At 41.5% G+C, this 16,463-nt stretch carries 12 protein-coding genes and 5 pseudogenes; 12 read left to right on the top strand and 5 right to left on the bottom strand.

All coding sequences use genetic code 11. From position 1 onward, the window contains the following. Nucleotides 1-24 precede the first annotated feature (24 nt). Together RAM70_RS22005 and RAM70_RS22010 are read left to right on the top strand one after the other, a co-directional pair. A complete protein-coding gene (locus tag RAM70_RS22005; RefSeq protein ID WP_288016859.1) occupies nucleotides 25-1,041 on the top strand; it encodes an IS4 family transposase in 1,017 nt (338 codons plus the stop codon). Between the two features lie 66 nt (nucleotides 1,042-1,107). Then, a pseudogene (locus RAM70_RS22010) lies at nucleotides 1,108-1,610 on the top strand (nuclease/transposase family protein); the annotation flags it as partial. Here RAM70_RS22010 and RAM70_RS22015 read toward each other — a convergent pair. Continuing rightward, nucleotides 1,611-2,192: pseudogene (locus RAM70_RS22015) on the bottom strand (prohibitin family protein); the annotation flags it as partial. A 470-nt stretch (nucleotides 2,193-2,662) separates the two neighbouring features. Next, entirely contained in the window at nucleotides 2,663-3,886 is a 1,224-nt protein-coding gene (locus RAM70_RS22020) for a methionine gamma-lyase family protein (RefSeq protein ID WP_312675633.1), read from the bottom strand. A gap of 119 nt (nucleotides 3,887-4,005) precedes the next feature. Between RAM70_RS22020 and RAM70_RS22025 the strand changes: the two genes are divergently transcribed. The 4 genes from RAM70_RS22025 (at nucleotide 4,006) to RAM70_RS22040 (ending at nucleotide 9,443) form a co-directional block, all read left to right on the top strand. Further along, nucleotides 4,006-4,839 carry an acyl-CoA desaturase gene (locus tag RAM70_RS22025; RefSeq protein WP_002748596.1) on the top strand — a complete coding sequence of 278 codons (834 nt, stop codon included), beginning with the start codon at nucleotides 4,006-4,008 and terminating at the stop codon, nucleotides 4,837-4,839. A 491-nt stretch (nucleotides 4,840-5,330) separates the two neighbouring features. After that, nucleotides 5,331-6,503, top strand: coding sequence for a 1-deoxy-D-xylulose-5-phosphate reductoisomerase (dxr, locus tag RAM70_RS22030; protein ID WP_045360683.1), 1,173 nt, complete (start codon nucleotides 5,331-5,333; stop codon nucleotides 6,501-6,503). Nucleotides 6,504-7,460: 957 nt separating this feature from the next. Further along, complete coding sequence (proA, locus tag RAM70_RS22035) at nucleotides 7,461-8,756, top strand: glutamate-5-semialdehyde dehydrogenase (RefSeq protein WP_312675634.1); 1,296 nt, start codon at nucleotides 7,461-7,463, stop codon at nucleotides 8,754-8,756. 15 nt (nucleotides 8,757-8,771) lie between these two features. After that, nucleotides 8,772-9,443, top strand: coding sequence for a riboflavin synthase (locus RAM70_RS22040; protein ID WP_045360680.1), 672 nt, complete (start codon nucleotides 8,772-8,774; stop codon nucleotides 9,441-9,443). Nucleotides 9,444-9,505: 62 nt separating this feature from the next. Here the strand turns inward: RAM70_RS22040 and RAM70_RS23145 are convergent. Both RAM70_RS23145 and RAM70_RS22050 read right to left on the bottom strand, forming a co-directional pair. After that, nucleotides 9,506-9,976: pseudogene (locus tag RAM70_RS23145) on the bottom strand (PIN domain-containing protein). After that, complete coding sequence (locus RAM70_RS22050) at nucleotides 9,976-11,151, bottom strand: ImmA/IrrE family metallo-endopeptidase (RefSeq protein ID WP_312675635.1); 1,176 nt, start codon at nucleotides 11,149-11,151, stop codon at nucleotides 9,976-9,978. Before RAM70_RS22050 ends, RAM70_RS23145 begins: the two are co-directional and overlap by 1 nt. Before the next feature lie 243 nt (nucleotides 11,152-11,394). Between RAM70_RS22050 and ahcY the strand changes: the two genes are divergently transcribed. The 4 genes and pseudogenes from ahcY to RAM70_RS22070 all read left to right on the top strand — a co-directional run. Continuing rightward, nucleotides 11,395-12,672 carry an adenosylhomocysteinase gene (gene ahcY / locus RAM70_RS22055; RefSeq protein WP_272104153.1) on the top strand — a complete coding sequence of 426 codons (1,278 nt, stop codon included), beginning with the start codon at nucleotides 11,395-11,397 and terminating at the stop codon, nucleotides 12,670-12,672. Nucleotides 12,673-12,829: 157 nt separating this feature from the next. Further along, a complete protein-coding gene (locus tag RAM70_RS22060; protein WP_312675636.1) occupies nucleotides 12,830-13,435 on the top strand; it encodes a DedA family protein in 606 nt (201 codons plus the stop codon). Between the two features lie 6 nt (nucleotides 13,436-13,441). Next, nucleotides 13,442-13,663 (top strand): hypothetical protein, encoded by a 222-nt coding sequence (locus RAM70_RS22065; RefSeq protein WP_312675638.1) that lies wholly within the window; start codon nucleotides 13,442-13,444, stop codon nucleotides 13,661-13,663. Between the two features lie 89 nt (nucleotides 13,664-13,752). Next, a pseudogene (locus RAM70_RS22070) lies at nucleotides 13,753-13,921 on the top strand (ISNCY family transposase); the annotation flags it as partial. A 70-nt stretch (nucleotides 13,922-13,991) separates the two neighbouring features. Here the strand turns inward: RAM70_RS22070 and RAM70_RS22075 are convergent. Beyond that, nucleotides 13,992-14,981: a transposase family protein gene (locus RAM70_RS22075; protein ID WP_312675640.1), complete on the bottom strand. Its 990-nt coding sequence runs from the start codon at nucleotides 14,979-14,981 to the stop codon at nucleotides 13,992-13,994. 74 nt (nucleotides 14,982-15,055) lie between these two features. Here RAM70_RS22075 and RAM70_RS22080 point away from each other — a divergent pair. Both RAM70_RS22080 and RAM70_RS22085 read left to right on the top strand, forming a co-directional pair. Further along, nucleotides 15,056-15,157: pseudogene (locus RAM70_RS22080) on the top strand (ISNCY family transposase); the annotation flags it as partial. Between the two features lie 55 nt (nucleotides 15,158-15,212). After that, nucleotides 15,213-16,463 (top strand): vWA domain-containing protein, encoded by a 1,251-nt coding sequence (locus RAM70_RS22085; protein ID WP_312675642.1) that lies wholly within the window; start codon nucleotides 15,213-15,215, stop codon nucleotides 16,461-16,463.

A 16,463-nucleotide genomic window follows, 5' to 3' on the forward strand; every position in this document is an offset into this window, starting at 1 on the left:
TCCCCTCACAATAGGGAGTTTGCCCTGATGACGAATTTTTCAAAACTCATAAAAGAGCTTCTCAAACCACTGCCTAAAAATGACTACCCCGCTTTAGATACTTTTACATTTTTGTCCTGTTGGATTGGTTTTGCTTTAGATAAAAGCATCGTCAGTATGAGGGACTTATGCAGTAGAATGGTACTTCAAGGAATTAATGTAAATTTATCCACATTTTCTAAGGCAAGCAAAATTAGAGAAACAAGTCCATTTGAGAAAGTCATTGTCGAATTAAATAAGCGTTTAGTTGCCAAAAAAGGAATAGAGAATGCGCGAGCTTTATTTCCTATTGACTCAACAATAATTAGCTTAACCAGTAAATTACTATGGTCCCAGGGATGGCATCAAGTAAAACTATTCTCTGGTCTTAATAGTATCACAACAGAGGTGGTCGGAATACTCATCCATTTTGGTCAAGGTCATGACTCAAAAGAAGGAGGAAAAACGATAGAAGCAATTCCTGTAAATGGAGTTGGAGCAATGGATAGAGGATTTGCGTCTAATCAAAGAATCACCGAATTATTAGAGAGTAGTGACAAGCATTTTGTCTTGAGAGTGAAAAATAATATTAGCCTAGAGATGCTCGAAAATGGCAAGTGTAAACTCGGAAAAGATAAAAGACAAATAGAAGTAAGAGTAGTCGCTTTTTGCGACCTAGAAAGTCAAACAGAATTTCGGCTGGCGACAGATTTACCTCTAGAAGGAGAAGGAGCAGTTAGTAATGAAGAAGTTGCCGAAATTTACATCCAAAGATGGCAAATAGAACTGCTGTGGAAATTTTTAAAAATGCATCTAAAGTTGGATAATCTAATCACTAAAAACGAGAACGGAATCCGCCTACAGATCTATAGTTGCATTATCGCTTATCTGATTCTACAGCTAATAGATATTGAAGAAGGATTTGGGAAAAGCTTATTAGACAAACTGCGCTATTTACAGAGTTTCATGTGTCAACATATTAGCTATGTACACTGGTTCCGGAGGATTGTCTATTCAATTTAAAATTTGATGTTATAGGGGTATTATGCTTGTCAATGTAAAGTTTTATTACAGGATTCAACGTTTCTGGGTGTAAATAAGTATGATCTATCGGCTTATTGTCGAGTTTTAGCCCATGACTTTAAATTTGCTGGTCAATTAAATTCTCAGGCAAGGCAAGCATCGGACGTTCGGCGATGCTCAGTCGAGCCGCTGAAAGGGCATGGTCTTCTATTTCCCGTTTCTTTGACAACTGTAAGAAGCGGAGCGCGGATGCGCCGTCGCACGGCGCAAGTCCCCGCACCAAGCAGAAGGTAATCGGGAAAAAGGGGTATCCACGGTTTAAAAAGTTTTCCCGCTCGGTTGAATATAAAACAACGGGATGGAAACTTATTAATCCGAAAACTATTCACTTTAGCGACAAAAAGGAGATTGGAACACTTAAGCTAAAAGGGACTTGGGACTTAGGATACTTTCAGCAGTCTGACATCAAGCGAGTTAGGCTTATTAAACGCGCTGACGGCTATTATTGTCAATTTGTTCTTTCTTGTGAAGTAAAAGAGGATGTTAAGCCATCAGGTAAGTGTATCGGACGCGCGGTTGATTTCCGCTTTCGCTTCCTGTTCTGCTTGTTGTGCGCGAAAAGCAGCTTCTTGTGCCTTTTGTTCCGCTACTTGTTTGGCTTCAATCGCCGCGTTAAACTCTTCAGAAAAACCAAAATTAACGAGAGATACATCATTGATAATTATCCCATAACGTCTCAGTCTTTCTGCGAGGGAAGTGTCAATTTCACGTTTGAGTTCTCCTCGCTCTTGCCAGATATTTTGTACGGGACGTTGTGCTGTTGCCGCTTTGACAATTTCCGATACTGCTGGATTTATAATACCGGAGACAATCACATTGATATCCCCAACTTGTTGATAAATCTGATTAACTTTGTCGGGGTCGATGTGCCAGTTAACGATAATAGTTGTTTCCACATCTTGCCAATCTTTGGAAGCTCCTTTTGCTTTTACTTCGGTTGTTTGTACTCGAACATTGAGGTGCTTGATCTTGGTGACAATCGGTATAACGGGATGAATTCCTTCATCGAGGATTTGTTTTTGCACTTTGCCAAAGTACATGACAACGCCGCGTTCGCCAGTATCAATAACGGCAAAAGGGCGCAGTATGGTAAGTAGTCGTGCAAAATTAATTTCCTAGTCGAGACGGTCGTCAGGAGACGGTCGTCAGGAGACGGGAGACGGGAGACGGGAGACGGGAGACGGGAGACGGGAGACGGGAGACAGCTATTAGGGATCGGATTTGAGTTTTCAGTTCACTGTTTCCTCACACCAGAAGTCTGACGGAGTAGTGGCTTAGATGTGTAATTAATTTTGCTTAGGTACTTAGTAAAAGCTAATATTAAAATTCCCCCCGCCATTAATGGTATTATATTGCGATTGTAATTCATGACAACTACTTAGATATTTGATCGGTTTTATCGTAGCACTGTTATTATAATCCTGTTTAAAAAGTATAGGAAAGTTGGGAGTGGGGAGAAACAATCAATAACTGAGTTTTTAAAGTTCGATTCGGAGTTAATAATACTATTAAAGGTATGAGGACTTTAACTAGGGGAGAGAAGGAAGGTGAGAGGAACCATTCAAGATAAAGCTGCGATCGCTTGTTCTAGGGCCAGGGAAATATGAGTCCAATGGGTTCCCCCCTGACAAAAAACGATATAGGGTTCCCGTAGGGGTCCATCGGCGGAGAATTCCGAGGTGCTACCATCGATAAACGTGCCACCGGCCATCACTACTTGGCTCTCATAGCCCGGCATTTGGGCAGGAATGGGGTCCAAGTAGGAACCGATGGGAGAATAGGCTTGAATGGCTTTACAGAAGGCGATCAGCTTATCGGGGGAACCGAGTTTAATCGCTTGAATAATATCGCGTCGAGGCACAAAAGGAGCAGGATTGACCGGATAACCCAACTTATCGCCCACATAGGCAATTAAATGACTGCCTTTCATCGCTTCTCCCACCATTTGCGGCGCTAGAAACAATCCCTGATAAAGAAGACGATTTTGGTCAAAAGTTGCCCCTCCCTCCCTACCGATCCCCGGTGCTGTCAGACGGTAGCAGGCCATTTCTACTAATTCCGCTTTACCTGCTATGTATCCCCCGGCCGTGACGATTGTACCTCCGGGATTTTTGATTAGAGAACCGGCCATCAGATCTGCCCCCACGTCGGTGGGTTCTTGGGTGTTGATAAATTCTCCATAGCAATTATCGACAAAACAGACCGTATTCGGGTTTTGTTGTTTAACTATACGGACAATTCTCTCGATTTCGTCAATAGACAAACTCGATCGCCAGGAATAACCGCAGGATCTTTGAATATGTACTAAACGGGTTTGGGGTTTAACTGCTGTTTCTAAAGCCAACCAATCGATCGCACCGGTAGAATCTAGCTCTAATTGCCGATAAATAACGCCAAAATCCTTTAAAGAGCCTTGACCACTGCCCCTAATCCCGATTACTTCCTCTAGGGTATCGTAGGGCGCACCCGCTACCGCTAACATCTCATCCCCCGGTCGAAGAACCCCATACAAGGCACAGGCGATCGCATGGGTTCCCGAAACAAATTGTACCCGCACCGCCGCCTTTTCGGCCCCCAGGGCTTGGGCGAACACTTGATCTAAAGTATCCCGTCCCAAGTCATCATGACCATAACCGCTAACACTAGCAAAATGATGCACCCCGACGCGGTTTGCACGGAAAGCAGCGAGGACTTGACGGAGATTTTCCTTGACCTGTGCGTCAATTTCCGAAAAGATGGGGAGTAAGGCCTTTTCTGCCCTGTGGAGTAGAGGGGGGATATCCATCAAACAATAGACTGTGATATTTGTTACTATTCATTAAGCGTCAAAGTTCCCCCTGTGTCAAATCGAGACGGATAAGACAATGATGCTCTGTCTCCTGTTGTTTCCCTTTGGGTTATTCAATGACTGTTGCGACTTCCGAAAAACTTCCCATCGACTGGGTGACTCTCATCTACATGGCTTTTATCCACTTAGTGGCTCTTTTAGCCTTCTTGCCCGGCAATTTTAGCTGGGGTGCTGTGGGAGTGACATTGATTCTTTATTGGATTACCGGGGGTTTAGGAATTACCCTCGGTTTTCATCGTTTGGTTTCCCATCGGAGTTTTAAGACTCCCAAATGGTTAGAATACTTTCTGGTTTTGTGCGGGACCCTCGCTTGTCAGGGGGGTGCGATCGCATGGATAGGTTTACATCGTATTCATCATAAATATTCTGATACTGCTCCCGATCCCCACGATTCTAATAAAGGTTTCTGGTGGAGTCACATGGGTTGGATGCTGCACGAAATTCCTGCCGATGAAGAAATTGCCCGTTTTACCCAAGATATCGCCGACGATCCTTTCTATAAATTCTGTCAAAATTATTTTGTTCCTATCCAAATTGTTTTAGGCTTAATTCTCTATGCTATGGGTGGTTGGCCGTTTGTAATTTGGGGAATTTTTGTTCGCTTGGTCTTAGTTTTCCACTCCACTTGGTTTGTCAACAGCGCCACCCACAAATTTGGTTATGTTAGCCATGAATCCCACGATAATTCTAAAAATTGTTGGTGGGTTGCCCTCTTAACTTTCGGTGAAGGTTGGCACAATAATCACCATGCCTATCAGTATTCTGCCCGTCATGGCCTACAATGGTGGGAAGTTGACCTGACTTGGATGACCATTCGTCTGCTGCAAATTCTAGGATTAGCTACTAATATTAAGTTACCCCCCACCACGGCAACGGCGACAGAAAGTTAGTTTTATCCAGTTGTTAAATAGATTATAATCTAGCCGAACTTAAGTTTAAGTTCGGTTATTTTTTCTCCGACTTAACCCAAATCTGACGGCTTTTCCCACAGCACAACTGAGGAATATAGGTACGGCGAATCCTCCCCCAAAAAACGAAATCATTGATAGGATAAACTTGATTATTTCCTCCTCTGCCGAACATTGACTGGGGAAAGCGCAACCCATCGGGCCAACAGCGAAGGATAACCAAGCAAAAACGAAAAAACACAGGGGAAATAAGAGGCAAAAAACCAGACCCCCCGCTAGACAGCCTAATCCATCGGCTTTTCTATGCGATTTCTTCTCTGTCACCATCTCTATCGCCGACCTTTTCTAAGCGCTAGCACAAAAAAGTCAAAATAGCAACTTTTTTAACAAATATTTAATATTTACGCTGATGTGCCGGAAAGACCCCAGAGAACGTATATTAAAAGCTAATCCCCAAATTATAGTAAGTTTCTATGAAAAAAATCTCGATTTTAGGCTCTACTGGCTCGATCGGTACTCAAACTCTCGATATTGTCACCGATCATCCCGATAAGTTTCAAGTGGTGGGATTAGCCACGGGTAATAATATTCAACTACTATCGGAGCAAATTCGGCAATTTCGCCCGCAAATCGTGGCGATTAATAACGAAAGTCAACTAGAAGACCTAAAAAGCCTAATTTCCGACCTTGACTATACCCCGATTATCCTAGCAGGAAAGGAAGGAGTAATCGAAGTGGCCCGTTATGGCGATTCCGAAAGCGTCGTCACGGGAATTGTCGGTTGTGCGGGATTGCTGCCCACGATTGCCGCTATTACTGCCGGTAAAGATATCGCCCTCGCTAATAAAGAAACCCTGATTGCTGGCGGTCCGGTGGTGCTGCCTTTAGTGGAAAAACACCGAGTTAAATTATTACCTGCCGATTCGGAACATTCAGCTATTTTTCAATGTTTACAGGGAGTTCCCACTGGGGGATTAAAAAAGATTATTCTCACCGCTTCTGGGGGTGCTTTTCGCGATTTACCGGTGGAAAAATTGCCGCAAGTAACCGTAGCTGATGCCCTGAAACATCCTAACTGGTCGATGGGCAGAAAAATTACCATCGATTCGGCTACTTTAATGAATAAAGGTCTAGAAGTTATCGAAGCTCATTATTTATTTGGTGTAGATTATAATGCGATCGATATTGTTATTCATCCTCAAAGTATTATTCACTCTTTAATTGAGTTACAGGATACCTCGGTTTTAGCTCAATTAGGCTGGCCAGATATGCGTTTACCCCTGTTATATGCCTTGTCTTGGCCCGAAAGAATTTATACCGATTGGGAACCTTTAAATTTAGTTAAAGCCGGCAGTTTAACTTTCAAAGAACCCGATCATCAAAAATATCCCTGTATGGGATTAGCCTACGCAGCCGGCCGCGCGGGTGGGGCAATGCCGGCAGTATTAAACGCGGCCAATGAACAAGCGGTAGCATTATTTTTAGAAGAAAAGATTAGTTTCTTAGATATTCCCCGGGTGATCGAAAAAGTTTGCGATCGCTTTGTAATTCATAACAGTTCTACCCCTAGCCTAGATGACATTTTAGCCGCCGATAGTTGGGCGCGTCAAGAAGTATCTAACTGTCTGATTGCCAATCTGGTCTAGATAGTCTAGATCCTGTAGGGATGTTAACTATAATGTCTCTAAAGGTCTAGGATAGAAAAATAACTAATTTCGGCTATTTTTTCTATTTAACTAGATTTATGATGATCATGACAAGAGTTGATAACCTTCAATAAACCTCTTGGCTAATTAATTTTTTAGGTTTCAAAACCAGCAAAAATAAGGATTAAATTGCCTAAAATCAGGTGCATCTTATGCCATTTTTCTAAAGTAATGGCAAAGATGGTTAATTACCCTCACCCCGAACCCCTCTCCCAGAAAGGGAGAGGGACACGAATAAAGAAAAATGGTATCACACTTACAGAAATACCGACAGTCAGCAATTATCTGTGACTCTTAAATGATTACAAATGTGTCAGCAGCTGCGTGTAAGCATCTCACCGAAAAGCTAATGCGCTCCGGGGTTTGGGTAGGGTTGATTCATGAATCAACCCTACCTTGAATCAACCCTACCTTGAATCAACCCTACCTTGAATCAACCCTACCTTGAATCAACCCTACCTTGAATCAACCCTACTATGAATCAACCCTACTATGAATCAACCCTAGGGGTTTGGGGGGTAGAACCCCCCAAAGGTTTGGATTGAGTGATAAAATCGGAAATGACGCTCAATTTTAGCAGGGAGTTTCCCCTTAAAAATCCCAACTCAGTAGATTTACAAAAATGAGATGCACCCATAAAATCTGTAAATATAGCGTTTCTGATTCACAAGAGGTACATTCCCGATCCTGAACAGCTTAATCAGCAAAGGTTTAAGTGTGCCGCACAGATGCGAGAACCGCTATAGACCATTTAATTGATTATTATTGATTCTTAATTCTCCTGACTACCGACTCCTAACAACAATTTTTTATTTTTACCAGAGGTCTAATGACCCTGAAACTTTCTCAAAAATAAGATAAAATAAACAAGATAGCGATTATTACTTTTAATTTTCTATGGTTACAACTTCTCTATCCCTCCCCGAAATCGCCAGAGAAACCCGTCAAGCGAGTCGTCAACTGGCCATCCTGACTAACGAAGAAAGGAATGAAGCTTTAGAGGCTATTGCTGAGGCTTTAACTGCCAATGCCGATAAGATACTAGAAGCTAATATGGCGGATGTTCAAACGGCCAAGGCGATGGAATTATCCCCAGCTTTATGTGCGCGATTAGAGTTAAGTTCCAGCAAATTAAAAGCCGCTATTGCCGGGGTGCGAGATGTGGTTAAATTAGCAGATCCTTTAGCTACGATGCAAATTAATCGGGAATTAGATCAAGGTTTAATTCTTCAGAGAATAACCTGTCCTTTAGGGGTTTTAGGTGTTATTTTTGAAGCTCGTCCCGATGCTTTAATTCAAATTACCAGTTTAGCGATTAAATCCGGTAATGGCGTTATTTTAAAAGGGGGGAAAGAGGCGCTCCGTTCTTGTCAAGCTTTAGTAACAATTATTCATCAGGCCTTGAGTCAAACTAAAGTTAATCCGGCGGCGGTACGATTATTAACAACACGAGAAGAAATTCAGGAACTATTAAAACTTGATCAATACATCGATTTAATAATTCCTAGAGGTTCTAACGAATTTGTGCGTTATATCCAAAATAATACCCGCATTCCTGTCCTCGGTCATGCCGATGGGATCTGTCATCTCTACATCGACAAAGAAGCCGATTTAAGCAAAGCAATTAGGATTACCGTCGATGGTAAAACCCAATATCCTGCCGCTTGTAATGCCATTGAAACTTTATTGGTTCATCAAGACATCGCTAGACAATTTTTACCCGCAGTGGCCCAGGCATTAGAGGAAAAAAAGGTTAAATTATTAGGAGATGAAGCAACTCGTCAGATTATTAACGTGCCATCGGCCGCAGAACAGGACTGGCAAACCGAATATAGTGATTTAATCCTGTCAATTAAAATTGTCGATAGTCTAGAATCGGCCATCGAACATATTAATTATTACGGTTCTCGACACACGGAAGCCATTGTCAGCGAAAATTTTAACACGGCCAAAACCTTTAGCGATCGAGTTGATGCCGCCGGAGTTTTTCATAATTGTTCCACGCGATTTGCCGATGGTTTCCGTTACGGTTTCGGGGCCGAAGTGGGTATCAGTACCCAAAAAATGCCTCCCCGCGGTCCGGTGGGATTAGAGGGATTAGTGACCTACAAATATCAATTAGTGGGAGATGGTCATATTGTCGCCGATTATTCTGGGGAAAATGCCCAATCTTTCACTCATAAGGATTTATAGTCGAGAAAAAAGCCGATGTTTACAGGATTAATTCAAGCCTTGGCAACGATTCGGGTCGTGGATACCGATAGACTCTATTTGTCTGTATCCTCTGATACAATTCTCCGAGATTTAATGATTGGTGATAGTGTGGCTGTGGATGGGGTTTGTTTGACAGTCGAGGAAATTCTCCCAGAGGGTTTTCTGGCCACCGCTTCCTCGGAAACCCTACAGCGCACTACTTTAGGACGAAGAATTCACACGGAAACCAACGTTAACCTAGAAACCTCTTTGCGGGTGGGTAGTAAAATCGGCGGTCATTTTGTCACTGGCCATGTGGACGGTATTGGTTGTTTAGTCGAATCGATAATCGTGGCTAATTCGTGGGAAATGACCTTTGCTGCTCCTAGTTCCCTAGAAGACCAGTGGAATAACTACATAGCTCGTTATATCGTCGGTAAGGGCAGTATAGCTGTTAATGGGATTAGTTTAACCGTGGCCGATTGTGATGCCTCCGGCAGCTGGTTTAAAGTGGCTGTCATCCCCCACACCTACGCCGAAACCAATCTTTCCCATTTAAAATTAGGCGATTGGGTGAATCTAGAAGGGGATATTTTAGGCAAATATGTGGAAAAATTGCTAGGAATGCGCTCTTATCACGCTCCTAGCGAGATTAGCCTAGAATTTCTGACTGAACATGGTTATTAGTTTTCCAGAAAAAGCCTTTTCAACATATAAATTTATTGGCAATTTATCCATTAATTTTAGTTTTAAAATTGCCAACCTTCTCGCTCCATTAAACCCTGAACATTGGTACAATCGATAGAAAAGTGTTGACAGACGGTGGGGATTTTGGGAGCATTAGGCTTCAAGGCTTCTTCGGTAATTACGCAACCGTCTTTTATCTTAGCAGCAGCAATAATAAATGGGGCTGCCACTGGCTTTCCTTGTAATCTTGCTTTTTCACTCACTAAATCCTTAAAGTTACTTATAGAAAAAATTTCAGCAATAAATAAAGTTTCCTGAGCAGTGGGTGGTAAAAATATTTGTTTATTGGAGTCTATCCAATCTAAAACAAATTGTTTATTATTGCCCTATTCTACTTCTTTAAGCACTTCGCGTACTGATTCTAGTTTACCTTCTGACACAAGCAAATCGATTTTTTGCCAAACGGTAGGAAAACTTTTGGGAAAATAGTTTCCTAAAACCTTAAAACTACTTGTGTCAAAAATGTAAACCATCAAAACAGTCCTTTGTCTAATAAATATTGTTCAAGTTTTTCCACCGTAGCAACTTTTTTAATGTTTAGATAATCAGCAACGCGCTCGATATCGTATTGGCCTTGATAGTATTTATTGAACACCAGTTTTAGGTAATTTTCTCCCAAATATGTCGCCTGATTAGCATAGGGATTACCTCCAGATTTTTTATTTTTGTCCTGACTTTTTCCCACCTGCTCACTGTACCACTCGTTTACTTTAAGAGTATATTCTTTCTGAGAAATAAAGTTATTATCTAATAGTTTTCGTAGAACTACTTCTCGACTAACCTTATAATCCCTGGAAATTTTCGAGATAATTTTATCGTTAACTATTGTTTCTCTGATTATCTCAGAAAAAACATGATTAGGAAGCAAAAACTCCGCAGCAAATTTATTACAAAATATCTCGATATATTTATTTTCTCCTTGCAAACTATTAATATATCTATCGTTAGACTTAGTAATTCCATTAGTCTGCAAAAGAATATGTGCTAATTCATGAAAAATGGTAAATATTTGTCTAGATTTTTCCGTGCTATTATTAAGATAGATGATGGGAAATTCAATATTTATCAAGCAAAATCCCGAAATTTCTCGCTGCTTAAAAGAACGCTTAAAAATAAAAATACCGGCTTCTTCCACGGTACTCCGCCATTTTTTTAAGGCAGTTTCCTGATCATTCCAGGTCAGTTGTTCTTCTAGAGTAACGTTTAAATAATTTCTGATCTGTTCGGCTAATCTCCTTAAATCATCACTAGAACTAACCGCAATATCCTGAAAGATTTTCTTGGCACTAGGATTAATACCATTATTAATTTCCTGTAGCGACAATTGCATCGCTTTTGCTTGTCGTAAAGCATAGATAGTATCGGCGGCCAAATTTTCGATTTCAAAGTCTGGCAAAGTTCTAAATTCTTGTTTTTCCTCCGCTTCTAGGGGAGGTTCTGGGAAAAAGAATAAAGCGAGAGGACGTTTATATATTTCTGCTAACTTTTCCAATTGACTATAGGTAGGAAAGTCCTCTCCTGACTCCCATTTCTCGATAACAGAAACATCTTTTTTCAACTTGACCGCCACAGACTCAAGAGAATATCTCGCCCTTTCTCTTGCCCATTGGATTATCTTGGGATTAACGCCTGTCAGTTTCTCGCCCATCACTTTATCTTATCATCACCAGATAGAGATTTCTAGCTTAATTTAGCTTGTGCAGTAGTCTAAGTGTACTAAATAATCGGACAGAATAGAGACAATATACTGAGTTCTGGATAGGTCAGTGAGGGATTGATAACTTTTTCCTATATAAAAAACCGGTGAAAAGCTTGACATTAGCCAAAATCCCCAGACAATGTTAAGTTAAATTAACCAATAGCCTAGGCTTGTATTTAAGGAAAACCCCTTATGGTAGCAACACCAGTTCAACAGAAATACGACATCAAAGATATTAGTTTAGCCCCCATCGGCAAACAGCGCATCGAATGGGCCGGTCGGGAAATGCCCGTTTTGCGTCAATTAGCCGAACGTTACGCCATCGAAAAACCCTTTGCTGGACTGCGTTTAGTCGCTTGCTGTCACGTTACCACCGAGACCGCTAATTTGGCCATCGCACTCAAAGCCGGTGGCGCTGATGCGTTATTAATTGCTAGTAATCCCCTTTCCACCCAAGATGATGTGGCCGCTTGTTTAGTCGCTGATTACGGCATCCCCGTTTATGCAATCAAAGGGGAAGATAACGACACCTATCACCGTCACGTTCAAATCGCCCTCGATCATAAACCCCAGATTATCATCGATGATGGTTGTGATGTAGTGGCCACCCTGGTTAAAGAAAGAAGTCACCAATTACCCGACATTATCGGTACTACCGAAGAAACTACCACCGGTATCGTCCGTTTGCAAGCCATGCTCAAAGCTGGGGTGTTATCCTTCCCCGCAATGAACGTTAACGACGCAGAAACCAAGCATTTCTTTGATAATCGCTACGGTACAGGTCAATCTACCCTTGATGGTATCATTCGCGCCACCAATATCCTCCTTGCCGGTAAAACCGTGGTTGTGGCTGGTTATGGTTGGTGTGGTAAGGGTGTCGCTATGCGGGCCAAAGGTTTAGGCTCTAATGTAATTGTCACCGAAATCAACGCCGTGCGCGCCATTGAAGCAGCGATGGACGGTTTCCGGGTTATGCCCATGGATGAAGCCGCCAAAGAAGGCGATATCTTCATCACTGTCACTGGTAACAAGCACGTTATCCGGGCTGAACATTTCGACCTGATGAAAGATGGGGCGATTGTTTCCAACTCCGGTCACTTTGATATTGAAATCGACCTGCAAGCTTTAGGCGCAAAAGCCGATAATGTTAAGGAAGTTCGCAACTTTACCCAACAATATAGCCTAAAAAGCGGTAAATCCGTCGTTGTTATCGGTGAAGGTCGCCTAGTTAACCTCGCAGCCGCCGAAGGTCATCCTAGCGCCGTTATGGATATGAGTTTCGCTAACCAGGCGATCGGTGTAGAATACTTGGTTAAAAATCAAGGTAAATTGGCCCCCGGCATCTACTCGATTCCCTACGAATTAGACCAAGAAATCGCCCGCTTGAAACTGCAAGCCATGGGGATTGAAATCGATACTCTCACCGAAGCCCAATTAGAATATATCAACTCCTGGACTTCCGGAACCTAATATCAGTTATCAGTTATCAGTTATCAGTTATCAGTTTTCAGTTATCAGTTTTCAGTTTTCAGTTTTCAGATGTGGGATATCATTTTACTCTTTACTGAAAATACTTCCCCCACTCCCTTTTTTTACTTTTAAACTGTTTTCTAAATCCTCAAAAATTATGACTGAATGGATTACAAATACAATGACTTCTATGGGCTATTTAGGCATAGCCCTATTAATGTTTTTAGAGAATCTTTTTCCTCCCATTCCCTCGGAATTAATTATGCCCCTAGCCGGTTTTACCATCCATGAGGGACAAATGGAATTTATTCCGGCAGTGGTAGCGGGGATTGTCGGAACCGTAGTCGGAGCGCTACCTTGGTATTATCTCGGTCGCGTTGTGGATGAGGAAAAAATCGAAAAACTAGCCGATAAATACGGCAAATGGATTACCGTTTCCGCTAAAGATATTCAAAAAGCAAATCAATGGTTTAACCGTCACGGTAGTAAAGCGGTTTTACTCTGTCGTTTGGTCCCCGGAGTGCGAACTTTGATTTCCCTACCCGCCGGGATGAATCACATGGCGATGATTCCCTTTTTAGTTTACTCCACCATCGGCACGACCCTCTGGGTCGTTTTTTTAACAGCAGCAGGTTACTTTTTAGGGAAAAATTACCCCCTTGTGGAAGAATATCTGGCTCCTGTGTCAAAAATAGCTCTACTTGTCCTCGTTATCTGGTTTATCCTCTGGATTATCCGCAAACGTAACCGCCGGTACGAGTAAATGTTGATGATAGGTGGTGCGTTACGACGGATTGTCACCTTCCAGTCACAGCGGCAATTTTTGCCGTCTAACGCGCCCTACGTTTTACTACCGACAACGCTGCAGCAAAGGTATCTAATCACCCCGGCTACTCAAGGCGGCCGTGATCAGCAAATAGGCCAGCGTCACCCCGATACTGATTTGGAAGGAATAGGGAGCCGGGGTAATGATTTGGTAGTAGTGCCGTAGCCCTCTTGCTTATCCGGTATGAAGTGTGTCAAATATTTATTAATAAAAATAATTGGAACCCGATCAGTCTTTATACCTCTAGCTTGATCATGACTTTTCTGATAAATATCTTTTTGTGGCTCCTGTCTGGCTTACTCAAATATCAGTCTAGCACCGAACAAAATCACCCCTCTAGTCCGACTCTATTCCCCTGTCCGGTGTTGTGGTTCTCACCATACTATCAAGAATGGTTCTATTCATAATAGACATCTCCAAAAATTTATAAGTCAGTCACAGCAAGGAAGACAGGCAGATTAGACCAAGAGTCAAAATTAGCTCTAAAAACGGATTAATCAGGGTTTAAAGAGACAAAATCGAATTTTGACGGAAAACTATGGCTAATTATAACGTCAATTACTTCCCCTGATTGCTCCCATTCTATTACTTCTAAAATTAGCGCACTAATTCTCAATCTTACTAAGCCACAAACGGTCAGTAAAACAGATTTATATCGACTTTTATTTAATCTAAATCTTTCTTGAACTACCTTAAATACTTTGATAACTCGAATTAAATGATCAACAAAAATTCGCCGATATGATAAAACTTTATTTTCTTTAATTTGATTCTCGGTTAATTCTACGTTCTTAGGTTTTTTATCAGGAGTTCTGATTTGATTTTCTCCCAGGTAAGCTTTATCTCCAATAAAAGTTTGTTGAGAATCGAATTTGCTTAAAGTTTGCCGACAGATTTTTATATCGCTCGTCGGACCAGGTTGACCAATAACTACATCAACAATATCTTCAGCTTTTGGCAAAACAATAAATTGACTTTTTAAAGTATGTCTTCTTTGCTTTCCCGAATAATATATTTTTTGCTCTTGATAATCGGTCGGCATCTCCACGGGCTGTTCTGCGCTATCGACAATCAACTCATAATTCCTTAATTGTTCAATTATTATTTCCTCTTCTTGGCACTTCTTTATTTGTTCTAACAAACTTGGCGGTAACTCTCCTTCAAAAAGTTTTTGCCAATAGGTAAAGATATTATGAGCCGTTGATTCACTCAATTGAAACATTAGTCCTAAGATTTGAAAGCTTAGATGATGTCTTAAATAAACCAACATTAGAACAATTTGTTCCTCTTCTGACAATTTAGGAGGTGTTCCGCTTCCTGGTTGATTAATCCTAATTTTGGTTTTTTCGATTTCTGATTGGTTTTTCCGATGTATAAGTTTTCCAAGGGCCATCAGTTGTTCTAGTTGTTGGTAGTCAATCCCTAATAGTCTTTTAGTTTGTTTCGGATATTTTTGAATGTATTGCCAAGGGTAGTTTTTCAAGGCTTTTTTTGAGTTACTATTTTTTTTATTATATCCTATTATTGTGATTTAATTAAATTAGGTCGAGGTCTAATGGAAACCCCAAACGTCAATGTAAAGAATGTGGTCAACCGTTTGTGATCAATCCCACTAATAAAACCGTCTCTGACGAAACCAAACAAATCACCACCCCCACAAATCTAACTATACTCATTACAATAGAAATATCAACGACCACGATAAAAAACTCTTATGCGGGTAACTCTAAAATCGGCCTTGAGTGACAGTCATATCGATGCTAATCAAAGCAGCAGTCAACGTCAACTGATGCTATCGATCGCCGCCACCAGTGAACAGATCAACACAAATTTACCGATTAATCTTTGTTTAGTTCTCGATCATAGCGGTTCTATGCAGGGAAAACCCCTAGAAACGGTCAAAAAAGCGGCTTTAAGTTTAATAGAATCCCTCGGTATTAACGATCGTCTCTCGGTGATAGCTTTCGATCATCGCGCCAAAGTTATTCTTCCCTCCCAATCGCGACAGGATGATCTGACCTTAATTCGCTCAAAAATTCAACAATTACAAGCGGGAGGAGGCACGGCGATGGATGAAGGGATAAAATTAGGTATTCAAGAAAGTTCTACTGGCAGCAAAGGTTATGTGTCTCATATTTTTCTGCTTACCGATGGTGAAAATGAACACGGAAACAATCAACGCTGTTTAAAATTAGCCGCAGTGGCGGCTGAGTACGGTATCACCTTAAATACCTTCGGTTTTGGCGATCATTGGAATCAAGATATCCTAGAAAAAATTGCCGATATCGCTGGGGGAAGTTTATCCTATATCGAAAGACCCGAACAAGCTTTAATTGAATTTACTCGTCTATTTAACCGGCTGCAATCTGTCCGGTTAACTAACGCTTTCCTGCAATTAGAATTAGATGCTCGGACTCATTTAGCGGAGTTAAAACCCATTGCCCAAGTTGCCCCAGAAACTATAGAAATGAGCTTACAAAAAGAGGGCAATTTTTACATCACCCGTTTGGGTGATTTAATGATAGATGAAGAAAAAATTCTCCTCCTCAATCTCTATATTGACCAAATTCCCCCCGGTACTCACACCATAGCTAAAGTGAAGATTCGCTACGATGATCCCGCTTCCGGTCAAAAAGGGCTAGAAACTGCGACTGTTAGCCTTAATATCACCTCCCAAGCTCTCTATCAATCCCAATTAAACGATCAAGTTCACAAATCAATTCTGACTTTAGCCAAATATCGTCAAACCCAAATCGCCGAAGAAAAATTAAAACAGGGCGATCGAGCAGCCGCCGCCACCATGCTACAAACCGCGGCCAAAACCGCCCTACAATTGGGAGAGAAAAACGCCGCCACTGTCCTCCAAACTAATGCCACCCGTTTACAGGTGGGAGAAGAATTGAGCGAGGGTGATTTAAAGAAAACCCGCATTATTGCTAAAACAAGACTACAAACCGATGAATAA

It is taken from the genome of Microcystis wesenbergii NRERC-220 (assembly GCF_032027425.1).
Taxonomy (GTDB): domain Bacteria; phylum Cyanobacteriota; class Cyanobacteriia; order Cyanobacteriales; family Microcystaceae; genus Microcystis; species Microcystis wesenbergii_A.